The sequence below is a fragment of the Streptomyces sp. NPDC042102 genome (genome assembly GCF_055582305.1).
Map to the genome: position 1 here is coordinate 658,588 of NZ_JBVJDL010000001.1, position 23,270 is coordinate 681,857.

General features: G+C 73.0%; 19 protein-coding genes, 1 pseudogene and 1 riboswitch. Of the genes and pseudogenes, 8 read left to right on the forward strand and 12 right to left on the reverse strand.

Annotated features, from left to right (window positions below; genetic code table 11):
• Positions 1–52: 52 nt before the first annotated feature.
• The 3 genes from ACZ6KO_RS02690 (at position 53) to ACZ6KO_RS02700 (ending at position 3,477) form a co-directional block, all read left to right on the forward strand.
• On the forward strand, positions 53–421 hold the full coding sequence (locus ACZ6KO_RS02690; RefSeq protein ID WP_469299073.1) for a YbjQ family protein: 369 nt from the start codon (positions 53–55) through the stop codon (positions 419–421).
• 162 nt (positions 422–583) lie between these two features.
• The gene (locus ACZ6KO_RS02695) at positions 584–1,645 is read left to right on the forward strand and encodes an ATP-binding protein (protein ID WP_469299076.1); all 1,062 of its coding nucleotides are present in this window, start codon (positions 584–586) and stop codon (positions 1,643–1,645) included.
• Positions 1,642–3,477: a vWA domain-containing protein gene (locus tag ACZ6KO_RS02700; RefSeq protein ID WP_469299078.1), complete on the forward strand. Its 1,836-nt coding sequence runs from the start codon at positions 1,642–1,644 to the stop codon at positions 3,475–3,477. The genes ACZ6KO_RS02695 and ACZ6KO_RS02700 overlap by 4 nt, the downstream gene beginning before the upstream one ends.
• Positions 3,478–3,515: 38 nt before the next feature.
• Here ACZ6KO_RS02700 and ACZ6KO_RS02705 read toward each other — a convergent pair whose 3' ends face one another.
• Positions 3,516–5,093 (reverse strand): RNA polymerase sigma factor, encoded by a 1,578-nt coding sequence (locus ACZ6KO_RS02705; protein WP_401450030.1) that lies wholly within the window; start codon positions 5,091–5,093, stop codon positions 3,516–3,518.
• A 203-nt stretch (positions 5,094–5,296) separates the two neighbouring features.
• Positions 5,297–6,064, reverse strand: coding sequence for a methyltransferase domain-containing protein (locus ACZ6KO_RS02710; RefSeq protein WP_469299080.1), 768 nt, complete (start codon positions 6,062–6,064; stop codon positions 5,297–5,299).
• 133 nt (positions 6,065–6,197) lie between these two features.
• Positions 6,198–6,313: riboswitch (ZMP/ZTP riboswitch) on the forward strand.
• 109 nt (positions 6,314–6,422) lie between these two features.
• On the opposite strand from ACZ6KO_RS02710, the gene ACZ6KO_RS02715 reads away from it, so the two are divergent.
• From ACZ6KO_RS02715 to ACZ6KO_RS02725, 3 genes are all read left to right on the forward strand, one after another.
• A complete protein-coding gene (locus ACZ6KO_RS02715; RefSeq protein ID WP_469301489.1) occupies positions 6,423–7,271 on the forward strand; it encodes a bifunctional 5,10-methylenetetrahydrofolate dehydrogenase/5,10-methenyltetrahydrofolate cyclohydrolase in 849 nt (282 codons plus the stop codon).
• A 118-nt stretch (positions 7,272–7,389) separates the two neighbouring features.
• Positions 7,390–9,768, forward strand: a complete 2,379-nt coding sequence (locus ACZ6KO_RS02720; protein WP_469299082.1) for an SEL1-like repeat protein — start codon at positions 7,390–7,392, stop codon at positions 9,766–9,768.
• Between the two features lie 130 nt (positions 9,769–9,898).
• Positions 9,899–10,315, forward strand: a complete 417-nt coding sequence (locus ACZ6KO_RS02725; RefSeq protein ID WP_469299084.1) for a hypothetical protein — start codon at positions 9,899–9,901, stop codon at positions 10,313–10,315.
• Here ACZ6KO_RS02725 and ACZ6KO_RS02730 read toward each other — a convergent pair.
• Both ACZ6KO_RS02730 and ACZ6KO_RS02735 read right to left on the reverse strand, forming a co-directional pair.
• Complete coding sequence (locus ACZ6KO_RS02730) at positions 10,301–11,092, reverse strand: helix-turn-helix domain-containing protein (RefSeq protein ID WP_469299087.1); 792 nt, start codon at positions 11,090–11,092, stop codon at positions 10,301–10,303. The genes ACZ6KO_RS02725 and ACZ6KO_RS02730 overlap by 15 nt on opposite strands.
• A gap of 44 nt (positions 11,093–11,136) precedes the next feature.
• Positions 11,137–13,032: a hydroxysqualene dehydroxylase gene (locus ACZ6KO_RS02735; protein WP_469299090.1), complete on the reverse strand. Its 1,896-nt coding sequence runs from the start codon at positions 13,030–13,032 to the stop codon at positions 11,137–11,139.
• A gap of 170 nt (positions 13,033–13,202) precedes the next feature.
• Here ACZ6KO_RS02735 and ACZ6KO_RS02740 point away from each other — a divergent pair, with 170 nt between their 5' ends.
• Together ACZ6KO_RS02740 and ACZ6KO_RS02745 are read left to right on the forward strand one after the other, a co-directional pair.
• Entirely contained in the window at positions 13,203–13,505 is a 303-nt protein-coding gene (locus ACZ6KO_RS02740) for a 4a-hydroxytetrahydrobiopterin dehydratase (RefSeq protein ID WP_469299092.1), read from the forward strand.
• Positions 13,505–14,275 carry a class I SAM-dependent methyltransferase gene (locus ACZ6KO_RS02745; protein ID WP_469299094.1) on the forward strand — a complete coding sequence of 257 codons (771 nt, stop codon included), beginning with the start codon at positions 13,505–13,507 and terminating at the stop codon, positions 14,273–14,275. The genes ACZ6KO_RS02740 and ACZ6KO_RS02745 overlap by 1 nt, the downstream gene beginning before the upstream one ends.
• A gap of 105 nt (positions 14,276–14,380) precedes the next feature.
• On the opposite strand, the gene ACZ6KO_RS02750 is transcribed toward ACZ6KO_RS02745, so the two are convergent.
• The 8 genes and pseudogenes from ACZ6KO_RS02750 to ACZ6KO_RS02785 all read right to left on the reverse strand — a co-directional run bounded on the left by ACZ6KO_RS02750 (position 14,381) and on the right by ACZ6KO_RS02785 (position 23,064).
• Positions 14,381–14,836 (reverse strand): RICIN domain-containing protein, encoded by a 456-nt coding sequence (locus tag ACZ6KO_RS02750; protein ID WP_469299096.1) that lies wholly within the window; start codon positions 14,834–14,836, stop codon positions 14,381–14,383.
• Positions 14,837–14,853: 17 nt separating this feature from the next.
• Positions 14,854–15,702, reverse strand: a complete 849-nt coding sequence (locus tag ACZ6KO_RS02755) for an aldo/keto reductase (protein WP_469299098.1) — start codon at positions 15,700–15,702, stop codon at positions 14,854–14,856.
• A gap of 136 nt (positions 15,703–15,838) precedes the next feature.
• Positions 15,839–16,057 carry an ABC transporter ATP-binding protein C-terminal domain-containing protein gene (locus ACZ6KO_RS02760; protein WP_469301492.1) on the reverse strand — a complete coding sequence of 73 codons (219 nt, stop codon included), beginning with the start codon at positions 16,055–16,057 and terminating at the stop codon, positions 15,839–15,841.
• A gap of 18 nt (positions 16,058–16,075) precedes the next feature.
• A pseudogene (locus ACZ6KO_RS02765) lies at positions 16,076–16,528 on the reverse strand (ATP-binding cassette domain-containing protein); the annotation flags it as partial.
• 146 nt (positions 16,529–16,674) lie between these two features.
• Complete coding sequence (locus ACZ6KO_RS02770; RefSeq protein ID WP_469299101.1) at positions 16,675–19,500, reverse strand: ABC transporter permease subunit; 2,826 nt, start codon at positions 19,498–19,500, stop codon at positions 16,675–16,677.
• 22 nt (positions 19,501–19,522) lie between these two features.
• Complete coding sequence (locus ACZ6KO_RS02775; protein WP_469299103.1) at positions 19,523–20,788, reverse strand: ABC transporter substrate-binding protein; 1,266 nt, start codon at positions 20,786–20,788, stop codon at positions 19,523–19,525.
• An 88-nt stretch (positions 20,789–20,876) separates the two neighbouring features.
• On the reverse strand, positions 20,877–21,143 hold the full coding sequence (locus ACZ6KO_RS02780) for a hypothetical protein (RefSeq protein WP_469299106.1): 267 nt from the start codon (positions 21,141–21,143) through the stop codon (positions 20,877–20,879).
• Positions 21,144–21,234: 91 nt separating this feature from the next.
• Complete coding sequence (locus ACZ6KO_RS02785) at positions 21,235–23,064, reverse strand: AMP-dependent synthetase/ligase (protein WP_469299108.1); 1,830 nt, start codon at positions 23,062–23,064, stop codon at positions 21,235–21,237.
• Positions 23,065–23,270: the final 206 nt, after the last annotated feature.

A 23,270-nucleotide genomic window follows, 5' to 3' on the forward strand; every position in this document is an offset into this window, starting at 1 on the left:
GCGCGTCCGCCCCGGGATGCGGGCGCGCGCGTCTGCCCCGAGGGTGGGTGCCATGAGCATCGACGACTACGGCGGCGGCCCCGGCCCCGAGGCGGGCATCCTCGTCGTGACCACCAACGACGTCCCCGGCCACCGCGTCCACCAGGTCATCGGCGAGGTCTTCGGCCTCACGGTCCGCTCCCGCCACCTGGGCAGCCAGATCGGCGCGGGCCTGAAGTCCATGATCGGCGGAGAGCTGAAGGGCCTGACCAAGACCCTGGTCCAGACCCGCAACCAGGCGATGGAACGGCTCATCGAGCACGCGCGCGCCCGGGGCGCGAACGCCATTCTGATGATGCGCTTCGACGTCACGGACGCGGCGGACGTCGGCACGGAGGTCTGCGCGTACGGCACGGCGGTGGTCCTGGTCCCGGAGGCGTAGCGACGCGGCCGGCCGGAGCGGCCGGGACGGCGGTGCGGCCGGGCGGCCGGGACGGCGGGACGGCCGGGGGCGCCGGCCGGTGCGTTATTCGCGTGCGCCCGGGGCCCGGCCCGGCCCAGACTGTGCGGGCCGGATCCCCCGACCCCGAGGACGTCCCCACCCGTGCAGGCAGCTGTCACCGTCACCCCCGCCCAGATCCCCGAACTGCTCCTCGGCCTCGCCACCGTGCGGCCCGTGTTCCTGTGGGGCGCGCCCGGTATCGGGAAGTCGTCCCTGGTGCGGAGGTTCGCCGACTCGCTCGGCCTGGAGTGCGTCAGCCTGCTCGGCACGCAGCTCGCGCCCGAGGACCTCATGGGCGTGCCGCAGATCCGCGACGGCCGGTCGGTGTTCTGCCCGCCGGAAGCCATCGCGCGCGACGAGCCGTACTGCCTCTTCCTCGACGAGCTCAACGCCGCGACCCCCGACGTCCAGAAGGCCTTCTACTCCCTGATCCTGGACCGCCGGATCGGCGCGTACGAGCTTCCCGAGGGCTCCATCGTCATCGGCGCCGGCAACCGGGCCACCGACAACGCCCTGGCCCGCCCCATCGCCTCCGCCCTCGTCAACCGCCTCACCCACGTCCACCTCCGGGCGAGTGCCGCGGACTGGATGGTCTGGGCCGGAGAGGCCGGCATCCACCCCTGGATCACCGACTACCTCACCGACCGCCCCGACCACCTCTGGTCACAGCCGCCCAAGACCGAGGAGCCGTTCTCCACACCGCGCTCCTGGCACATGCTCTCCGACGCGCTGCACTCCTTCGGGCCCGCCCTCGACGAGCCCACCCTGAAGGTCCTCGCGCACGGCACGCTCACGCCCGCCCACGCCGTCTCCTTCTGCGGCTACGCCAAGATCGTCCGGCACAGCTTCGGCATCGAGGCGATCATCAAGGGCGACGCCTCCTGGCCCACCCGCCCGGCCGACCGGGACCTGCTCTACTACCTGGCCGAGGCCTTCCGCGGCCGGCTGATCAAGGAGCTCCCCGACCGCAAGGAGCACGTCTCGCCCGCCATGCGGCAGACCGCCTACCGGGCCAAGTCGCTGCTGGTCCAGCTCGCCGAGATCTCCGTCGAGGTCGCCCAGACCGTCATCGCCGACGACACCGACGGGCAGCCGGTGCTGCCCGCCTGGTTCCTGGTGGAGGCCGCCCGCGACATGCCGCGCCTGGTCGAGGCCCGCCGGTGACGACGACCGGCAGCAAGGGCCGCAAGGGCGGCAAGGGGGCCAAGGGCGGCAAGCACGGCAAGGACACCAAGCCCGATCCGGCCGCCGAGGCGTACGCGGCCGGGCGCGCCAAGGTGGGCCAGAACCCGGCCTTCGCCGCCCTGGAGCAGGAGTTCTGCCGCAGCGACGAGTGCAGCCTGTGCCCCCGTACCGGCCTCGTCGTGATCGATTCCAACGGGGTCCTGCACGCCCACCCCACCCGCCACGCCGAGCCCGCGGAGTGGGCCTGGGCCCTCGCCCACGGCCTGCTCCACCTCGGCTTCGGCCACGTCCCCGCCGCCACCGCGGACGACCGGGAGCAGCCCGACGAGCACGACCTCGCGGCCCGCTGCGTGGTCGTCAACCGCTTCCTGCAGACCGTTCCGTTCGGCCACACCCCCGAACACCTGCCCGCCGCCTACCCCGGCGGCGACGAGGAGCAGCTGGCCACCCGCTGGCGCCGCGACGGCCTGCCCGCCGTCTACCGCCACTGCGGTACGGCCGGAACCGGCCCGGACCAGTACCTGCGCCCCTGGCGGCACTGGAACGACCCGGCCCCCGACTGGCAGACCGCCTTCGCCGCCGCCCTCACCCGCAGCGTCTCCGCCGCGATGGACACCGCCGGCGGCCGCGAACCCGGGACCCTTCGCCGGCCCTGGGACCTGGCGCTGAACTGGTTCGTCTCCGCGTACCCGCTGCTCGGCGGCCTCGCGGCCGGGCTGACCGTCGTCGCCGACGCCGAGCTGGCCCGCGCCCGCGGCATCTCCATCGCCGCCGTCTCCGCCCGCGCCGGCGAGATCTACATCAACCCGCTGCGCACCTTCACCGACGAGCAGTGGCGCTTCATCCTGGCCCACGAGATGCTGCACGCCGCCCTGCGCCACGGCGAGCGCCGCGGCCCGCGCGAGCCTTTCCTGCACAACGTCGCCGCCGACTACGTCGTCAACGGCTGGCTGGTGGAGATGGCCGTCGGCGAGATGCCCGAGGGGCTGCTGCACGATCCGCAGCTGCGCGGGCTCTCGGTCGAGGAGGTCTACGACCGGATCACGGTCGACCTGCGCCGGACGCGCCGGCTGGCCACCCTGTGCGGCAAGGGCGTCGGCGACATCCTCGGCGAGCCGCTGGCGCACGGCGCGGCCCGCCCGTACACCGACCTCGACGAGTTCTACCGGCGCGGCCTGGTCCAGGGCCTGGACCTGCACCGGGCCGGGGACCGCGGGCTGCTGCCCGCCGGGCTGGTCGAGGAGATCCGGGCGCTCGCCCATCCGCCCGTGCCGTGGGACGCGAAGCTGGCGCGCTGGTTCGACGAGTACGTCCCCCGGCCCGAGCCGGTACGGACCTACGGGCGCCCGGCGCGCCGGCAGGCCGCCACCCCGGACATCCCGCGCGCGGGCCGGTACTTCCCGCCGGAGGAGGTGGCGCGCTGCACCTTCGGTGTGGTGCTCGACACCTCCGGTTCGATGGACCGGGCCCTGCTCGGCAAGGCCCTGGGCGCCATCGCCTCGTACGCGGAAGCCCGCGACGTACCGGCCGCCCGCGTCGTGTTCTGCGACGCGGCGCCGTACGACGCGGGCTATCTGCCGCCGACCGAGATCGCCGGCCGGGTACGGGTGCGGGGCCGTGGCGGCACCGAGCTGCAGCCGGGCATCGACCTGCTCCAGCGGGCGGAGGACTTTCCGCCCGGAGCTCCGGTCCTGGTGATCACGGACGGGTGGTGCGACACCCTGCGGATCAGGCGCGAGCACGCCTTCCTGATCCCGCAGGGTGCCTCCCTGCCGTTCACACCGGTGGGCCCGGTGTTCCGCCTGGCCTGACCTCGTACCCGGCCTGGCCTGGCCTGACCTCGTACTTCTCAGTCGAGGTAGTCGCGCAGGACCTGCGAGCGCGACGGGTGGCGCAGCTTCGACATGGTCTTGGACTCGATCTGCCGGATCCGCTCACGCGTGACGCCGTACACGCGGCCGATCTCGTCCAGGGTCTTCGGCTGGCCGTCGTTCAGGCCGTACCGCATGGACACGACACCCGCCTCGCGCTCGGAGAGCGTGCCCAGGATCGACTGGAGCTGCTCCTGGAGGAAGGTGAAGGAGACTGCGTCCGCCGGGACGACCGCCTCGGAGTCCTCGATGAGGTCACCGAACTCGCTGTCGCCCTCCTCACCCAGGGGGGTGTGCAGGGAGATCGGCTCACGGCCGTACTTCTGGACCTCGATGACCTTCTCCGGGGTCATGTCGAGCTCCTTGCCCAGCTCCTCCGGAGTGGGCTCCCGGCCGAGGTCCTGGAGCATCTGGCGCTGCACACGGGCGAGCTTGTTGATGATCTCGACCATGTGGACGGGGATGCGGATCGTGCGCGACTGGTCGGCCATGGCACGCGTGATCGCCTGCCGGATCCACCAGGTCGCGTACGTGGAGAACTTGAAGCCCTTGGTGTAGTCGAACTTCTCCACGGCGCGGATCAGGCCGACGTTGCCCTCCTGGATCAGGTCCAGGAAGAGCATGCCGCGGCCCGTGTAGCGCTTGGCGAGCGAGACCACGAGGCGGAGGTTGGCCTCCAGCAGGTGGTTCTTGGCGCGCCGGCCGTCCTCGACCAGGATCTCCAGCTCGCGGCGGTAGGCCGGCTTGTGGTCGTCCTCCTCCTCCAGCTTGTACTCGGAGAACAGGCCCGCCTCGATGCGCTTGGCGAGCTCGACCTCCTGCTCGGCGTTGAGCAGCGGCACCTTGCCGATCAGCTTGAGGTAGTCCTTGACCGGGTCGGCGGTGGCGCCGGCGACCATGACGGTCTGGGCCGGGGCGTCGTCGTCGTCCTCGTCGGACAGCACGAAGCCCTGGGTGCCGGCCTTGGCGGTGTCCTCCTCCGGCTCGTCGGCGAGGTCCTCGAACAGGTCGTCGCCCTCGAGCTCCGGGTTCTCACCGGCTTCGGCGTCGTCCTTGGCGCTGGTCTTCTTCGCCGCCGTCTTCTTGGTGGCGGTCTTCTTCGCGGCGGTCTTCTTGACCGTCCGCTTCTTGGGCTCGGCGACGGCGGCCGTCTCGTCCTCGGTGGCCGCGGCGGTCGAGGGGGCAGGAGCGGATATCGCGGCAGCGGTGGCGGGCACCGCGGCCGCGGTCTTGCGCGCGCCGATGGGGCGCGGCGCGGCCGCCGCCTTCTTGGTCACCGTACGAGCCGGGGCCGCCGCCTTGCGGGGCTTCTTGGCGGCGGTCTTCGTGGCCGGGGCGGCGCTGACGTGCAGCGCCACGCCTTCCTCGTCCAGGACCTGGTTCAGGCTGCGCAGGACCCGCTTCCACTGGTCCACCGGGATGCGACCGGCCTCGAAGGCCTGGCGCACGTCGTCACCGTTGATGTGACCCTGCTCGCGGCCGCGCTCGACAAGAGCGACCAGGGCCTCGGATTCGGCGATCTCCGGAGGGAACGTACGGGACGGGCTGAGCGACACAAGGAGCCTCTCGTTGCGAACAGATAAATGGCGGGCGGGACATCATCGCGCGTCCCAGCGGAAACAGGCCCGACGGGGTCGGTATTCCGGCGGCGCGCGAAGACACCTGTCGGTTCATCGCATGCCCGAGTCGATTCGTTACGCGCTGAATTGAGTGACCTGCGCCACGCTGTCGAGACGCAACCGATGTCCAGTCTCCTCCATCATCCCGTTTTACGGGCCTCGATGAGGAAGCGGGCGGTGTGCGCGACGAACGGGCCCTCCCGTTCGATCTGTTCGTGCAGCTCCCGCAGCCGGTCCCGGTAGTGGCCGACCGTGAAGCCCGGCACCATCCAGATCACCTTCCGCAGGAAGTAGATCACGGCCCCGATGTCACCGAATTCCGTCCGCAGCCGTTCCGAACGCAGGTCCACCACCTCCAGGCCGGCCCGGGCGGCGTCGGCGGCCGCGTCGTCGGGGTGCCGGGCCCGCCGGACCTCCTCGGGCTGCGGGCCCAGGAAGTACTCGACGAGCTCGAAGACGCTCGCCGGCCCGACCTGCTGCGAGAAGTAGGTCCCGCCGGGCTTGAGGACCCGGGCGATCTCCTCCCACCAGATGGTGACCGGATGGCGGCTGGTGATCAGGTCGAAGGCCGCGTCTCCGAAGGGCAGCGGCGGCTCGTCGGTGTCCGCGACGACGACCGCGCCCAGCGGGTGCAGCAGCCGGGTCGCCCGGTCGACGTTCGGGGGCCAGGACTCGGTGGCCGCCATCAGCGGCGGCCCGCCCGCGCCGATCGCACCGGCGAGGACCTCGCCCCCGCCGGTCTGGATGTCCAGGGCCGCGCGCACGCCGGCGAGCTTCTGCCCCAGGAGGCGCTGGTAGCCCCAGGAGGGACGCTGCTCGCTGGCCCGGCCGTCCAGCCAGGAGAAGTCCCAGCCGTCCACCGAGACCGACTCGGCCTCGGCCACGAGATGGTCGAAAGTGGGTGTCATGTCTTGATCGTCCCAGTTGGGGCGCGAGCTCTCCACCGGATAAGCGGACCGGCGGGAGCCCCGCACCGGACGGGCCCGTCCGGTGCGGGGCCGACCGGGTCCGGCCCGGGCCGGACGGCGTCGACTACAGTGGGCAGCGGGCCGTGACTGGCGCTTGGGTGGATCACCACCGGGGAGCGGCCCGGCGTACTCGGAGGCACCTCGCGTAACCCCGGGTAATGCCTGCTGCCGCGCGCCTGGGCGAACCGCTACCGCGAACCGCGATCCGCAGCGACGCTCAGGAGATCCCGTGACGACTGCCCAGACGACCGCCCAGGCCACCCCCACCGCCGCCTCCGCCACCCCTTCCGCCCGGCTGATGGACGGCACCGCCGTCGCCCGCCGCATCAGCGAGCAGACGGCCCGCTACGCCGCCGCGCTCACCGCCCGCACCGGTACCGCGCCCTGCCTCGCGACCGTCCTGGTCGGCGAGGACCCGGCGTCCGTGACCTACGTACGGATGAAGCAGAACCGTTGCGCCAAGGCCGGCATCACCTCCCGCCACGTCGCCCTCCCGGCGGAGACCACGACGGAGGAGCTGGTCGCGGTGATCACCGGCCTCTCCGAGGACCCGGAGATCAGCGGCATCCTGCTCCAGCACCCGGTCCCGCACCACATCGACGAGCGCGCCGCCTTCGAGGCCATCGCCCCGGGCAAGGACGTCGACGGCGTCACCATGCACTCCTTCGCCGCGATGGGCTTCGGCCTGCCGGGCTTCGTCTCCTGCACCCCCGGCGGCATCATGCGCCTGCTGGAGGAGTACGACGTCGACCTCACCGGCAAGCACGCGGTCGTCGTCGGCCGCAGCGCGATCCTCGGCAAGCCGGCCGGCATGCTGCTCCTGGAGCAGAACGCCACCGTCACCTACTGCCACTCCCGCACCCAGGACCTCTCCTCGATCGTGCGCCAGGCGGACGTGCTGGTCGCCGCCGTCGGCAAGGCCGAGTTCATCCGCGGCGAGGACATCAAGCCGGGCGCGGTCGTCCTGGACGCCGGCTACAACGAGGGCAACGTCGGCGACGTCCACTTCGCCTCGGCCGCCGAACGCGCCTCCCTGATCACCCCGGTCCCGGGCGGCGTCGGCCCGATGACGATCGCGGTCCTCCTGGAACAGACGGTCCAGGCCGCCGCCACCCAGGCGGGCCTGGCCCTGTCGGACCTGCTCTGACCCGTACGCGCTGACCCGACGCCCCCGGCCGGGTACGGCCCGGGGGCGTCCGGCGTTTCCCATGCCGCAGGGATACGGCATCCTGGTGGATCCGGGAGCGGGGCACGGCGGGGAGCGCATGGGGCAGTCAGGACGCGGGTCGGCGGACCTCGCCGCCGCCGTGCGCGAGGCGCAGGAACTCGTGCACGGCGCTCCGCGCACCACAGGGAGCGGTCCCGAGCTGCCGGACCCTGCCCGGTGTCCCGCCGTCCATCGGGCGGCTGCGCCCTTCGACCGACCTCGCCCCGTCGCCGATTGGCAGCCTGGTCTGCTCGGGGTCCATCCGGCGGTCCCGGGCGCGCGGGAGGCGGACCCGGCGCGGTTCGTCCTGCCCGAGTACGTCGTCCGCGATCACGACCGGGCCCTGCGTACCTGCCTCACGCGGGCGGCCGACGCCGGCCGGCCCGCGGTCGTGCTGGTGCAGGGAGAATCGTGCACCGGTAAGTCCCGTACGGGCTACGAGGCGATCAGGTCGTGCCTCGGCGACTGGCGACTGGCCTTCCCGAAGAGCGCGGAGAGCCTGCTCGAACTGCTGGAAGGGCTCGATGCCGGCGCGTTGGATCCGCATCTGGTGCTCTGGCTGGACGAGGCACAGAACGTCTTCACCGGCCCGCACAGCGAGCCCGCCGCGCTGCGGCTGCGCCGGCTGCTGGAGACGGACCGGCCCTTCGTGGTCCTGATGACCATGTGGCCCGAACACGTGCGGCGGCTCTCCGAACGCCCGGAGGGGCCGCGTGAGGACCCCCACCGCCAGGTCCGGGCGCTGCTGACCCAGGCAGCTGTCTTCCACGTGCCCGCCGCGTTCTCGCAAGAGGCGGTCAAGGAGGCTGGCGCGGGCCGCGACACGTCCCTCGAACTGGCCCTGCTGACCGGCCGGGACGGGGCGATCACCCAGACCCTGGCCGCGGCCCCTCAGCTCGTGGAGCACTACGAGTCCGCCGACGGCGGATCTGCCTGCTACGGCCGGGCCGTCCTGACGGCGGCCATGGACGTCCGGCGGCTGGGCCACGGCGCGGCGCTCCCGTTGGGTCTGCTGGAAGCGGCGGCTCCGGCCTACCTGACCGAGACCCAGCGGGCCGCGGCCCCGCCCGACTGGTTCGACCGCGCGCTCGCCTTCGCCGAGACGGAGATCCGGGGTGTTGTCCGGCCGCTCAGCGGTGTCGTGGCAGCCGGGGGCATGGGTGCCGAGCCCGGCGTACGGCGGCTGGCCGACTTCCTCGACCACCACGGACGCCTCACCCGGGCGCGGATCTTCCCGCCGCAGGGGTTCTGGGACGCCGTACTGGCGCACGTGACCGGCCCTGCGGACCTTCTCGCCCTGGGCGGCTCCGCGGAGGACCGGAGCCGGTTCGCGCTCGCCGACGCGCTGTTCCGGCGGGCGGGGGAGGAGGGGAACCCTCGTGGGTGGGTCGAGATGGCCCGGCTGCGATGGGAGCGGGGCCACGATGAGGCTGCTGTTGCGCTCATCGACAAGGCGCACCAGCTCGGTGACTCCGGCGCTCTGACCGACCTGGCGTACTGGCACCACGAGCACGAAAACTACGACCAGGCCGAACGGTACGCCCGCGAGGGGGCCCGCGCCGGAAACACGGAGGCCATGCTGCTTCTGGCCGACAAGCAGTACACAACCGACAGCGCGGAGAGCGAGAGGCTGATCCGGGCCGCTGCGGACAGCGGTGACCTGGACGCCCTCACACAGCTCGCGAGCGGCCGTATGAAGGCCGGTGACGTGGACGGTGCGGAGGAGCTGTTTCGGAGAGCGATTGCCGCGGGGCACCATGCGGCGGCCGTGGAACTGTCCGACCAGCGCATGCGGCGGGGCGATGTGGCCGGAGCCGAAGCCGCGGCATGGGAGGCGGCAGCGGCCGGCAGCTACTCGACGATGGCGTTCCTGGGCCAGGAAGTGATGAACGAGGACCCGGTGGAAGGCGAGAGGATCCTTCGCCAGGCTGCCGACCTGGGCGGACTGCCGCCCTCACAGATGGTCAATCTGCCCTGGTGGCGTTATGTCGGCCGGCTCACCGCCCTCATGATGCTCGCCGGAGCGGCTGAGGCGGAGAACGCGGCCGAGATGGATGTGGCGGTATGGCGGCAGGCTGCCGCTGAGGGCGATCTGCACGCCACCACCGTGCTGGCGGAGCTGCTGCGTTGGCGGGACAGCGGCGACAGGGAGGAGGCGCTGCGCCTGTACCGAGCCGCAGTAGCCGGCGGCCATCTGCCCGCATTGGAGAAACTCGCTTTCGACCACGAGGCTGCCGGGGAACAGGCGCCGGCCGAACGGACCGCCCTCGCCGCCGTCGACGCAGGGCAGTCCGGTGCACTCCTTGTCCTCGGCCGCGTCTGGGCGGCGGCCGGCCGGCTCAAGCAGCCCGACGACCTCTTCGTGCGTGGCCTCGACGTGGCAGGCGCCCCCGCCCCCGCGTGGCTGCCGGACCCGGCCCACGGGCATTACCTGTGAAGTAATCGACCAGGTCACGGGCCGGGCGGCAAGGTAGGGGCATCGGGTCCCGGAGGGCGCGCACTCGCCCTCCGGGGGCCGGTTCCCGGTTCCCCTTGCGCATCCGACCCTCGATGGAGGCTGATCCGTCATGTCCGCAACCCTGCTCGGCAGCATCGCCCGTACCGACCGGCCGCAGGTCGCGCTGCGGCGGTTCCTCGCCCTCGACTCCGTCGTCACCACCGCCAACGGGCTGGCCTACGTCGCCTTCGCGGCGCCGCTCGGGCGGCTGCTCGGGATCGGGCAGGGACTGCTGCTGGACCTCGGCCTGCTGCTCGTCGCGTACGGCGCCGGGGTCGGCTGGCTGGCCTCGCGGCAGCGGCCCGCCGCCGGCGCGGTCAAGGCCGTGATCGAGACCAACTACGTCTGGGCCGTGGCCAGTCTGGTCGCCCTCGTGGCCTGGCTCGAGCCGACCACCGCCGGGACCGTGTGGATCCCGGCGCAGGCCCTCACCGTCGCGACGTTCGCCGTGCTGCAGCAGCTCGCGCTGCGCTCAGCCTCCGAGTGAGCGCAGGTACTTCACCGTCGCCGGGTCGGCCGGGAGCATCGTCTCGATGGCCAGCTCGGCGACGGTCACGTCCATCGGCGTGTTGAACGTGGAGATGGACGACACGAACGACAGCACCTGCCCGTCGTGCTCGATCACCAGCGGCAGCGCGAAGTACGGCACCGGTTCGGCCGGTTCGGCGTCCCCCGGACGGTCCGGGACCGGGTACGCCGCGACCTCCTCGTACAAGGCGCGCAGCGGCTCGGAGCGGGCCAGCGCGATCTGCCGTTCCATCTGGGCCAGCAGATGTCCGCGCCACTCCTTGAAGTTGACGATCCTCGGCGCCAGGCCCTCGGGGTGCAGCGTGATCCGCATCGCGTTCAGCGGCGGGGCCAGCAGGTGCTCGGGCAGCCCGTCCAGCAGCATCAGGATGCCCCGGTTGGCGGCGATCACGTGATAGGTGCCGTCCACGATCAGCGCCGGGTACGGCTCGTAGCCGGTCAGCAGCCGCTCCAGACCCTCGCGCAGCGTCCCCATCGAGGGGTCGTCGAGCGGGGTCTGCGCGTAGACCGGGGCGTAGCCGGCCGCCAGCAGCAGCGCGTTGCGCTCGCGCACCGGCACGTCGAGGCGGTCCGCCAGCCGCAGCACCATCTCCTCGCTGGGACGGGAGCGGCCGGTCTCGATGAAGCTGATGTGCCGGGAGGAGGAGTCGGCGCGGCCCGCCAGCTCCAGCTGGCTGATGCCGCGCCGCTCCCGCCAGGTGCGGAGCAGGCTGCCGACGGACGTCGTGGTCGTCATGCGTACGACCGTAGCCGAGCCGCCGAGCCGCGGCTGCAGAGCCGTCAGCCGACGTCGAAGACGTTGCGCAGGCCGAGCCGGTAGCGCCACCGGTCGTGGCGGCGCAGGGCCTCGATCTCCGGGGCCCGGTACATCCCCGTCACCGTGCACCGCGCGGCCGCTGAACCGTCCCGGTCCAGCAGGGCGTTGACGGCGGCGCGGGCCGAGGCGTTCGCGCCCTCCATCGTCGCCAGGTCGATGTCGACCGCGACGTAGTCCCCGCTCAGGAAGAAGTTGGGGACCGCGGTCCGGGCGCTCGGCCGGTTGTGGAACGTACCGACCGGGTGGATCAGCAACTCGTCCTGGTTGGTGGGGTTCGGGGTGCCCAGGCCGTCCACGCCCGGATCCAGGAACCACGAGTGCAGCGCCCCGTCGCGCAGCAGCGTCCGGCCGGTGTCGTTGAGCGAGGCCTTCAGCTGCGCCCACACCTCGCGGGCCACCTCGTCGCGGGTGCACTGCTTGGCGGTCCTGCCGTACAGGATCCCCGGCTTGTCCCACTCGGAGATGTCCACCGAGAGGCAGTCGACGGCGGCGCCGTCGCCGTAGTCGGCGGGGAAGTCGCGGGCCGGCCAGTGTTCCGCCTGCTGAATGGCCGTCAACGACCACGGGGAATCGATGCAGTTGATGTGTCCGTGGACGAGCGGGGCGCGTTCGGTCAGGTAGAACTGGATGCCCGTCATCCAGTCCGTCTGGAGCCGGTCGCAGCGCGCCAGCATCGGGTCGGCGGCACGCAGCCCCGGTCCCCAGGTGCGGCGGGCGTGCTCGACGGGCATCGCGCTGACGTAGTGGTCGGCGGTGACCGTGCGGCGGCCGCCCGCCTCGTCCTCGACGGCGACCCCGGTGATCCGGCCGCCGCCGTACAGCACCTCCCGTACGGTCCAGCCGATCCGGAACTCCACGCCGAGCGAGCGCAGATGGGTCTCCCAGGGGTCGATCCAGGCCTCGTTGGTGGGCAGGTTCAGGATCCGGTCCGGCGGGCCGTCGGCGCCGCGGCCGAGCGCGTTGAAGACGAAGGCCTCGCCGAGTGTGCCGACCGTACGCGTGGAGGCCTCCTCGGCCTTGGTCGCCACGATGTTGCGGGTGATGCCGACGGCGAGGATGCGCTGGTATTCGGACGACATCTGCGCGGCGCGCACGAAGTCCCACCAGGGGGTGTGCTCCCAGACCTGGTCGCGGCGCTCGTCGCAGCTGGTCAGGAAGACGGCGACGCGGTCCAGGAAGTAGGCGCTCTCGTGGAGCGGGAGCCGGACCAGGGTCTGCAGGAATCCGCTGACCATCCGGCGGACCTCGTCGAGCGTGAGGTCGGCGCCGGTGTGGCCGGGCCACGGGATGGGCGCGCGCAGCTCCTCGCGGCCGCCCGCGCGGGCAAACATCATCTCGGGCGGGGCGACCAGGTTGTCCCACACGCCGCCCGCGTTGCCGGGGAAGGGGATGCGCCGCATCGTGTCGGGCAGGTTGTGGTAGATCCCGGGGATGAAGCGGAAGCCGTGCTCGGCGGGGAGCGGCCGGCGGCCGCCGCGGGCACTGCCGGGTACGTCCATGCTGCGCGCCTTGCCGCCCAGCGCCCGGCGCTCGTACACGGTGACCCGGTAGCCGCGCTCGGCGAGCTCGTGCGCGGCGGTCAGCCCGGCGACGCCGCCGCCGAGGACGGCGACGTGGCGGGGTGCGGCGGCCGGGGCCGGTGCCGCGGTGGCGGCTGCGGCCGGGGTCGCGCCGGCCAGCGTGCCGGCGGCGCCCGCCGCGCCGACCGCCGCCGCGGCGCCGGCGAGGAACGTACGCCGGGAGCCGCCCGTGGCCCCGTCCCTCGCGGCCCTGGTGCCGCCGCCGCTCGCCGCCCCGGTGCCGCTCGCCGCCCCGGTGCCGCTGCCGCCGTGGTCCGTGTCGATGGTGCTGCCTGTCATGCCCGGTCCCCTCCTTACCGCCGGTAACCTTCGCATCCGGCGCAGGAGCATAGGGGTGCCACCGTGGTCACGGAAGGCGCGGGAGGACCCGCCCGCACTATGGCGCGAAACGCTCCCCCAGGGCTGTGCTGTGGGAACCTTGACAGCACGTCACGGGGAAGGAGCCGCAGATGAGTGAGCCGCTGTCGCAGAAGGAGATCGAGGACCGGTTGCGGGAACTGCCGGGCTGGGCCTTCGAGGACGACCGCATCGTCCGGACCTACCGGCTGGGCGGGCACGTCGCGGCCAGCGCCCTGGTCGTCCACATCGCCTCGGTGCAGGAGGAGTTGAACCACCACTCGGACCTGACGCTCGGGTACAACACGGTCCGGATGTCGGTGAACACCCACAGCGCGGGCGACGCCGTGACCGACACCGACTTCGAACTCGCCCAGCGGGTCGAGAGCATCGCTCCGGCGCACGGCGCGAGCTGATGCCGATACGCGATCCGCTGCCGGCCCCGCTGGTCGACTACGACGCGGCGGCCGCCGCGTACGACGCCACGCGCGGCGGTGAGCCGCGCGCGGCGGCGGCCGCCGCGGCCGTCCTCGGCCTGCTCCCGGCGGCCACCCGCGCCCTGCTGGACCTCGGCTGCGGCACGGGCATCGTCACCACCCGGCTGGCCGCCGCCCGCCCGCGGCTGCGGGTGCTCGGCGTGGACGCCTCGGCCGGGATGGCCGCGATGGCCGCCCGGCGGGGTACGGCGGTCGTGCGGGCGTCGGGCACCCGGCTGCCGCTGCGCGACGGCGCCGTGGACGCGGTCAGCGCGATCTGGCTGCTGCACCTGCTGCGCGAGCCGGGGGCCGTACGGGAGGTGGTCGCCGAGGCCGGGCGGGTGCTGCGGCCGGGCGGGGTGTTCGTCACCACGGTGGACAAGGACGCCGCGCACGACGTCGGCTGCGACATCGACGACGTCCTCGCGCCGCACCTGACGCAGCACCCGGCGGACGCGTCGGATGCGGTCACCGCGTACGCCGCGGCGGCGGGCCTGCGCCCCTGCGGCGAGACCCGCTTCACGGGCCACGGCCAGGGCCGCACCCCGAACGGCGCGGCGGAGTCCCTGCTGGCCGGCCGTTACGCCTCCCGGATCAGCCCCCGGGGCATCACCCCGCAGGCCCTGGCCGCGGCTCTGAGGTCGCTCCCCTCCCCGGACACGAGCCGCCCGGACCCGACGTACCGGGTACAGGCGTTCGCCCGCACGTGAGCGGGCCCGCCCCGGAGCCGCCGCCCCTCCCGCCCCTCCCGCCCCGCACCGCCCGCAGCCGTACGGGCCGGCTGTCCCGCGCCGTTCCTGCGCCCCGCCCCGCCGTCAGGCCGGTTCCAGGCGCCACCACTGGGACGGGGAGTCCGTCTCCTCCTCCTGGCGGGCGTACCCCTCCGCGTCCACATCCAGCGGCAGCCCGCTGATGCACGCGATCAGCGACACCACGCCCGGCTGGTCGAGGTGTTCCTCGACCAGCCACTCCTGCGCGCCGAAACCGTTCGCCTTCCACAGCTGGATCCGGGTGCCCGGATCCGCCGAGGCGTTCGCGACATCCAGCCGCTTGCCGCTGTGCACGTTCACGACGTGGAAGACCGCACCGCCGCTGTGCACCGGCACGATCTCCCACCGCTGCGCGTCCGGCAGCGCCGGCGGGCCCTCCGGGCCGACCCGGACCCGCGTACCGCTGCCCCCGCCCCGCCGCCCCGCGGCGTCCACCTCCAGCACCAGACCGTCCGCGACATGACGTACGAGGTAGGTCCCCGCCCCGGACTTCCCGCCCACGCGTGCGCCCCCGCCCCTCAGACGTCGAAGTGGGCCGGGTCCGGGCCGATCCGGCGGCCCGCGCCCGACGCGCCCAGCGCGTCCAGCGCCGCCAGGTCGTCCGCGTCCAGCTCGAAGCCGAAGACGTCCAGGTTCTCCCGGATCCGCGACGGCGTCACCGACTTCGGGATGGCGATGATGCCGTGCTGCACGTGCCAGCGCAGCACCACCTGCGCCGCCGAACGCCCGTGCTTGTGCGCCACCGCGGCGACCTCGGGCAGCGTCAGCAGCTCCTTGCCCTGCCCCAGCGGCGACCAGGCCTCGGTCGCGATGCCGAGCTTCGCGTGCAGCGCGCGCAGCTCGGCCTGCGGGAACAGCGGGTGCAGCTCGATCTGGTTGACCGCCGGGACCAGCGGGCTCTCGGCGGTCAGCCGCTCCAGGTCGGCGGTACGGAAGTTCGACACGCCGACGGCCTTGGCGCGGCCGCTCGCGGCGATCTCCTCGAACGTCTTCCAGATGGTGAGGAAGTCGTCGCGCATCGGGCGCGGCCAGTGGATGAGGTACAGGTCGATCCGGTCCAGGCCCAGCTTGGCGAGCGAGGCGTCGAACTCGCGCAGCACGTTGTCCCGGCCCCAGGTCTCCGACGGGCCGTTCCACAGCTTGGTGGTGACGAACAGCTCCTCGCGCGGCACCCCGGCGGCGGCCAGCGCGCGGCCGGTGCCCGCCTCGTTGCCGTAGACCGCGGCGGTGTCGATGCTGCGGTAGCCGGCCTCGAGCGCGCTCGCGACCGACCGCTCGGCCTCGTCGTCCGGGATCTGCCAGACGCCGAAGCCGAGCTGGGGCATGCGGGTGCCGTTGTTGAGGGGAAGCGTGGGGACCTGGTTCACGTGGGGTCGTTTCCTCATGTCACGTCGTCGGCGGAACGTCGTACGGAGCGCCGTACGAACTGTCGTACGGGGTGCCGTACGACGGGCGACAACCGGACACCCGGGGACCCTATTCCCGCTGCCGGCGGCCGCGATCTCACGCGGCGCCCAGGTACGCCTCCCGGACGAGCGGGTTCGCCCGTACGTCGGCAGCCGCGCCCTCGGCGAGCACGGTGCCCAGGTCCAGGACGACGACCCGTGCACACAGCTCCATCACGAAGGCCACGTTGTGCTCGACGAGCAGCACGGCGCACCCCTCCTCGCGCGCGAGCCGCCGTACGACCGCCGCCAGCTGCGCGCGCTCGGCCGCGGACATGCCGGACGCCGGCTCGTCGAGCAGCAGCACGCGGGGCGGGTCGGCGACGGCGCGGGCCAGTTCGACCATGCGGGCCCGGCCGACGGGCAGGCCACCGGCGTACGCGGCGGCCAGCGCGCCGAGCCCGCAGTCGGCCAGGACCTGCCCGGCGCGCTCCCGCCGGACCCGCTCCTTGTGCCGGCGCCCCCGGAGTCCGCCGCGCCACTCCTGGGCGACGAGCAGGTTGTCGGCCACGCTGAGCTGGCCGAAGAGCTGCTGCCGCTGGAAGGTCCGGCGCATCCCGTGCCGGGCCCGCCAGACGGGGGAGCGGCGGGTGATGTCGGCGCCGTCGAGCAGCAGCCGGCCCTGGTCGGGGCGGCGGATGCCGGACAGGACGTCGAACAGGGTGGTCTTCCCGGCGCCGTTCGGCCCGATGAGCCCGCAGATCTCACCGGGCCGGACACCGAGGGAGACGTCGGTCAGAGCCCGGACCCCACCGAACCGAACGCCGACACCCCGCGCCTCCAACACGTACCCGTCCCGGGCCCCGACCCCTTCCCCGCCCACTTCCCCGCCCCCTTCCCCGACTCTCTCCCGTGCCCGGGATCCCTCCACACCCCCGCGCCCGTACCCCTCACTCATGTGGCCATCCCCAGGTAGGCCTCGGTGAGCCGGTCCGTCTCCACCTCGGCGCGCGGGCCGCACCAGGCGACCCGGCCCTCGGCGAGGTAGGCGACGGTGTCGGCGACACCGAGGATCTCGGCGGCTTTCTCCTCGACGAGGAGCAGCGCGGTACCGGCTGCCCGCAACTCGGCCAGCAGGGCGTACACCTCGTCGACGACGCGCGGCGCGAGACCGAGCGAGGGCTCGTCGGCGATCAGGACGGCGGGCGGGCGCTGGAGGAGCGGGGCGAGGGCGAGCATCTGCTGCTCGCCGCCCGACAGCGAGCCGGCGGCGACGGTACGGCGCTCGCGCAGCCGCGGGAAGCGGTCGTACACGGCGTCGCGGGCGTGCGGGTCGCGCAGCTGGAGGGCGAGGTTCTCGTCGATGGTGAGGGAGGGGAAGATCCCCCGCCCCTCGGGCGCGAGCAGCACCCCCGCCCGGGCGCGCCGTACGGGACCGTCCCCGGTGGCGTCGCGCCCGCCGACGTACACGCGGCCGCGGCTCACGGGCAGCAGCCCGGCGGCGACCCGGCACGCGGTGCTCTTCCCGGCCCCGTTGGGCCCGAGGACGGCCAGGATCTCCCCGGCCCGCACGGCGAGATCGACACCGTGCAGCACCAGCCCCCCGTCATACCCGGCCCCCACCCCCCGCAACTCCAACCGCACACCTCCCACACCCCCACCAACCGCCCCCTTTTCCAGCCTCGCCGGCGTTTGAGGCGCGGGGTTCGGGGCGGAGCCCCGAGGCGGTAGGGCGCCCCGGCTCGGCTGCTGGTCCCCGTCCGTCCGCGCAGCGTTCGGCTTCGCCGACCCGCCTCCCACGGCCGCCGGCCCCACCTCCAGCCCCGCCGGCGTTTGAGGCGCGGGGTCCGGGGCAGCGCCCCGGGACCGTCCCCCGACCCTCCGCCGAGCCCTCCGCAAGGAGCCCGCCGCGCAGTACCCGTCCGGATCATTGGCCAGCGCCAGCCCCGCCAACCCGAACAAGATCACCGGCAGATGCGCCGACGACGTCACGTAGTCCGCCATCACCCGCGGCGCCAGCGCGAACACCAGCCCCGCCACCACCGCGTACTGCGGCCGCCGCACCCCCGCCGCCACGACCACCGCCAGCCACACCAGCCCCGTCATCGCCGTGAAGTCGGTCGCCGTGATCCGCGTGTTGTACGACGCGTACAGCACGCCCCCGAACCCCGCCAGCCCCGCCGACACCGTGAACAGCACCAGCTTCGTCCGTACGACCGACACCCCCGACGCCATCGCCGCCGCCGGCGCCGAGCGGACCGCCAGCATCGCCCGCCCCGCCGGCGAGTTCCGCAAGCGCGTCAGCCCCGCCGCCACCACGGCGACGAGGACGACCATCGCCACCCCCATCGCCCGGTCGTCGGACAGGTCCACCGGACCGAAGACCGGCCGCGGCACCGCCCACCCCGCGTCCCCGTTGCGCAGCCACCGCATCTGGAACAGCACCTGGTCCGCCAGGAACGCCAGCGCCAGCGTGGCGAGCGCCAGCGACCGCCCGCCCAGCCGCAGCGCCGGCAGCGCCACCAGCGCCCCCAGCAGCGCGGCCGCGCACGTACCGACCACGAGCGCCGCCACGAACGGCCAGCCCCGGCTCATCAGCAGCCCGGCCACCAGCGCCGCGCCCGTCACGAACGTCGCCTGCGCCAGCGAGACCATCGCGCCCAGCCCGGTCACCACCGTGAAGGACAGGAAGACCAGCGAGATCGCCAGCCCCTGCGCGAGCAGCCCGCTCCAGAACGGGGTCGTGACCGTGTACAGCGCCACGCACACCGCCACCGCCGCCCCGGCCCACCAGCCCCAGCGCCGTCCCCACGACGCGCCCGCCAGATGATCGAGCGGCGGCGGGTCCGAGGCCGCCGTCCCGGCCGTACGCGCCCGACGCGTGAGCACCAGCAGCCCGCCGAACAGGATCAGGAACGGCACCGCCGTACGGAAGCCGGTGATCCCCTCCGCGAACGACGCGTACCCGGCCACCAGGTTCTGCAGCACCCCTAGCCCCAGCCCGCCGGCGAACGCCAGCGGCACGGAGGCGAACCGCCCGATCACCGCCGCCGTCGCCGACACGAACAGGAACAGCGTGAAGTCGTGCGCGGACAGCCCCAGCAGCGGCGTCGCCAGCACCCCCGCGAGCCCGGCCAGCCCCGAGGCGATCATCCAGGCCAGCGACGACAGCCGGTCGGCGCTGATCCCGCGCAGCTCGGTCAGCGAGCGGTTGTCGACGGCGGCCCGCAGCTGCAGCCCCAGCCGGGTGTGCCGCAGCAGCACCCACAGGGCCACCGCCACCACCGCCGTCACCACCCATGTGATCAGCTGGTCGGAGTCGATGCCGACGCCCTCCGCCAGCTGCCAGGACTTCGCGGGACTCGGCCCCACCCCCGGCAGCCCGAACTGGTTCTCCGCCGGTTTGACCGGCGCCCCCGCCTCCGTCAGCAGCTCCACCGCCCACAGCCCGGCGGCCGGCAGCGCGACCAGCAGACCGATGGTCGCCACGATCTGCGCCGTCTCGCCGACGCGCGCCAGCTTGCGGAACATCAGCCGGTCCAGCGCCCACCCGAGCCCCGGCGCCAGCACGCAGACGACCAGCAGCGCGGCGGGCACCGCCGGCCAGCCCAGCCCCGAGTGCAGCTCGTAGAAGGTGAGGGCACAGACGTACGCGGTGGCGCCGTGCGCGAAGTTGAACAGCCCGGACGCGGAGTACGACAGCACCAGCCCGGTGGCGAGCAACGCGTACAGGGCCCCGGACACCAGCCCGCTCAACACGAAGACCAGCAGATCCCCCACGACAACCCGACTTCGTCATCGCCTACTTGAAGGGAATGGGCTGGTGGCACTTGAACGGGACGGAGACCTCGTACGCCCCGTTCCTCAGCTGGACGAGCGCCCCGCAGCCGAAGCTGTCCTTCTGCCCCTTCGGCAGCGCCCGGTCGCCGACCAGCGTGCCGGTGTCGGAGAAGCCCTGGGCGGCGGCCTGGAAGGACTCCACCGTCAGGTCCTTGCCGGCGGTCCGCGCGATGGAGACGAACAGATCGGCGGACATGTACCCGGTCAACATATGCATGTTCAGCGGCACATCCTCCCCACCCCCCACCGCCCTGATATCGGCTTTGAACTGCTCCATCTTCGGATCGGTGGACTCGAACGGCATGAACTGCAGCAGCACGTGCACCCCGTCCAGCGCCTGCTTGGTGGCGTCTTTGGCGAGCAGCCCGGGGTCGTAGTCGGTGGGGTCGGACAACAGCCCCTTGTACCCCGCCCGCTTCAGCGCCGTGAACAGTCCGATGTTGGCCGGCGTCTGCATCACCGACACCACCGCGTCGGGCGCCTTCCCCTCGTTACTGCTGAGGATCTCCTTCACGTACGCCGACCAGTCGCTGGGCACGGCCGTGCCCGGTACGGACGGCTTGGCGTACGCGACCTTGAACCCGGCCGCCGCGAAGCCCTGCGAGAAGGTGCGGATGCCGAACTTCCCGGCGTCGCTGTCGTTGGCGATGACCGCCACCGACTTGCCCTGGGCTCCGCCCAGCACGGTGGCGATGCCCTCGGGCCAGGTCTGGTTGATCGTCCCGCCGGGGCTGGGCACCAGGCATCCGTTGAACCCGTAGATGTACCGGGGCCCGCAGAACGAGGGCAGCGTCCCCCACCCGAAGGTCGGCACCTTCTCCTGCTCCAGGAAGTCGGCGCCGGAGAACGTGACGGAGCTCATCGGCGCCACGGCGAACACCTTGTCCTGCTGCACGAGCTTGCGCGCGGCCGCGAGGTTCTTCCCGGGATCCTGCCCGTCGTCCTCGGCCCCGAGGTACTCGATCTTCCGCCCGTGAATCCCGCCCTCGGCATTGGCCCGCATGTACCGCGCCTTGGCCCCGAGATCGGTGTCCTTCTTGCTGTATCCGCTGGCACTGGTCATCGACACGATCCCCCCGACCTTGATCGAGGTAGCGGACACCCCCCGCACGTCCCCGCCCCCACCCCCGCCCTTCCCGGAAGAGCCACCGGAGGAGGCCGAGTTGCACCCGGACACCAGCGCGAACACGGCCACGGCGGCGGCCAGCGTACGGATCGAACGCGGCATGGGAGCTCCCCCTAGGGTCGGAATCCCCGCATTCTGTGCGCGACCTGACGCATCGTCAATATCAACGCCAAGGTAAAATGACGAACCGTCAGCTGGAGTGTGTGTCCTCCAGCGCGACGATGACACGGACCGGTAGTTCGGCGTCCTCCTGGATGACACCCGCCACCAGAGGGCGGCCGTCCAGGGACCACTTCTTGAAGGCGACGAACTCGTCGGCGTCGGCGTCGGCGTCCGTGCCCGGGACCTCGGTCAGGCGCGGTGCCAGGACCGTTGAGGACTCGATCCCGGGCAGGAAGGCGGACGGGGGGCTCGACCCGGATCCCGCCCGCGTAGGGGTGGACCCATCCGGCGACATCGCCCTTGTCCCACGAGGTCTCGAAGCCGTCCTCCGGGCGCCCGCCAGGCTCCCAGCAACTCCACCGCCACACCCGTCCCGCCGCCCCGTGTCATCCCACCACCCCGTACAGGTCCGCGACTTCGGATGCGTACGCCTTTTCGATCGCCCGGCGTTTCAGTTTCAGCGACGGGGTCAGCATGCCGCGTTCCTCCGTGAACTGGTCCGCCAGGACGCGGAACGTGCGGATCGACTCGGCCTGGGAGACCAGGGTGTTCGCCGCCACCACCGCGCGGCGGACCTCCGCCGTCAGGTCCGGGTCGTCGACCAGCTGGGACGCCGACATCTGGGGCCGGCCGCGCATCGAGAGCCAGTGGGCCACGCCCTCCAGGTCCAGGGTGATCAGGGCCGCGATGTACGGGCGGTCGTTGCCGACCAGGACGCACTGCGAGACCAGCGGGTGGGAGCGGACGTGTTCCTCCAGGGGGCCCGGGCAGACGCTCTTGCCGTTCGACGTGACCAGGATGTCCTTCTTCCGGCCCGTGATCGTCAGGTAGCCGTCCTCGTCCAGCCGCCCCAGGTCGCCCGTGGCCAGCCAGCCGTCCCGCAGCACCGCCTCGCTCGCCCGCGGGTCGTTGAGGTAGCCGGAGAAGACGTGCGGCCCGTGCAGCCACACCTCCCCGTCCTCGGCGATGTGGACGGTGCTGCCCGGGATCGGGCGGCCCACCGTGCCGTACTTCGTGGCGCCCGGCGGGTTCGCGGTGGCCGCCGCGCACGACTCCGTCAGCCCGTAGCCCTCGAAGACCGTGATCCCGGCGCCGTCGAAGAACAGCCCGAGCCGCCGCGACATCGCCGACCCGCCCGACATCGCGTGCCGCACCTGCCCGCCCATCGCCTCACGCACCTTGCCGTACACCAGCTTCTCGAACAGCTGGTGCTCCATCCGCAGCCCCGCCGACGGCCCCGGCCCGGTCCCGAACGCCTTCTGCTCGCGCGCCTCCGCGTACCGCACGGCCGTCTCCACCGCCCGGTCGAAGGGACCCGTGCGCCCCTCCGTCTCCGCCTTGCGGCGCGCCGCCGCGAACACCTTCTCGAAGACGTACGGCACCCCGAGCACGAACGTCGGCCGGAACGCCGCCAGGTCGGGCAGCAGTTCCGCCGCCGCCAGCACCGGCTGGTGCCCCAGCTTGACCCGCGAGCGGACCGCCGCGACCTCCACCATCCGGCCGAAGACGTGCGCCAGCGGGAGGAAGAGGAGAGTGGAGGGCGTCTCGCCCGGGCCGGCCTGGAAGACCGACTCCCATCGCCGCACCATCGTGTCCGTCTCGTACATGAAGTTGCCGTGCGTCAGGACGCAGCCCTTCGGGCGTCCCGTGGTCCCCGACGTGTAGATCACGGTCGCCACCGCGTCCGGGGTGACGGCGCTCCGGTGGCGGTGCACGACGTCCTCCGAGACCGCCCGCCCGTCCGCCTCCAGCTGTTCCACGGCCCCGGCGTCGAGCTGCCACAGCCGGCGCAGGCGCGGCAGCCGGTCGACGACCGAGCCGACCGTCATCGCCTGGTCCTCGTCCTCCACCAGGCACGCCACGCAGCCGGAGTCGTGCAGGATCCAGTACACCTGCTCGGCCGAGGACGACGGATAGACCGGTACGGGCTGCGCCCCGATCGCCCACAGCGCGAAGTCGAACAGCGTCCACTCGTACCGGGTGCGGGCCATCACCGCGACCCGTTCCCCGAACCCCACCCCCTGCGCCAGCAGGCCCTTCGCGAGCGCCAGCACCTCCGCGCACAGCTGACCGGACGTCACGTCCCGCCACGCCCCGCCGGACTTCCGGCCGAGCACCACCCGGTCCGGATCCTGCCGGGCATGCTGGAACACGACGTCGGCCAGACCACCCACCGCGGTGGCCGCGACGACGGGCGGGACGGTGAACTCGCGCAAGGGCCGGCTCCTCCCTCCAGGAACAACCACGTTCCGTACAGCGCCGCGAACGTACAGCACGGGAGGGCCCGGCGGGAGGCTGTCGGGAGATCCGTTGCGAAGCCATCACCACTGGTCAGGGCCGTGGGGGCTGGGCCGTGCCGATCTCCACCGGATCTGCGCGAGCCGTGCACCGCCGCTTCATGGGGACGGGTGCCCGGGCGTCC

What these genes read in the sequence shown, in the direction of transcription:
- ACZ6KO_RS02690 (WP_469299073.1), top strand. Translation starts at nt 53, where the DNA reads ATGAGCATCGACGACTACGGCGGCGGCCCCGGCCCCGAGGCGGGCATC.
- ACZ6KO_RS02710 (WP_469299080.1), bottom strand. Translation starts at nt 6,064, where the DNA reads ATGACACCCACTTTCGACCATCTCGTGGCCGAGGCCGAGTCGGTCTCG.
- ACZ6KO_RS02715 (WP_469301489.1), top strand. Translation starts at nt 6,423, where the DNA reads ATGGACGGCACCGCCGTCGCCCGCCGCATCAGCGAGCAGACGGCCCGC.
- ACZ6KO_RS02720 (WP_469299082.1), top strand. Translation starts at nt 7,390, where the DNA reads ATGGGGCAGTCAGGACGCGGGTCGGCGGACCTCGCCGCCGCCGTGCGC.
- ACZ6KO_RS02725 (WP_469299084.1), top strand. Translation starts at nt 9,899, where the DNA reads ATGTCCGCAACCCTGCTCGGCAGCATCGCCCGTACCGACCGGCCGCAG.
- ACZ6KO_RS02730 (WP_469299087.1), bottom strand. Translation starts at nt 11,092, where the DNA reads ATGACGACCACGACGTCCGTCGGCAGCCTGCTCCGCACCTGGCGGGAG.
- ACZ6KO_RS02735 (WP_469299090.1), bottom strand. Translation starts at nt 13,032, where the DNA reads ATGACAGGCAGCACCATCGACACGGACCACGGCGGCAGCGGCACCGGG.
- ACZ6KO_RS02740 (WP_469299092.1), top strand. Translation starts at nt 13,203, where the DNA reads ATGAGTGAGCCGCTGTCGCAGAAGGAGATCGAGGACCGGTTGCGGGAA.
- ACZ6KO_RS02745 (WP_469299094.1), top strand. Translation starts at nt 13,505, where the DNA reads ATGCCGATACGCGATCCGCTGCCGGCCCCGCTGGTCGACTACGACGCG.
- ACZ6KO_RS02760 (WP_469301492.1), bottom strand. Translation starts at nt 16,057, where the DNA reads ATGTCCGCGGCCGAGCGCGCGCAGCTGGCGGCGGTCGTACGGCGGCTC.
- ACZ6KO_RS02775 (WP_469299103.1), bottom strand. Translation starts at nt 20,788, where the DNA reads ATGCCGCGTTCGATCCGTACGCTGGCCGCCGCCGTGGCCGTGTTCGCG.
- ACZ6KO_RS02780 (WP_469299106.1), bottom strand. Translation starts at nt 21,143, where the DNA reads ATGTCGCCGGATGGGTCCACCCCTACGCGGGCGGGATCCGGGTCGAGC.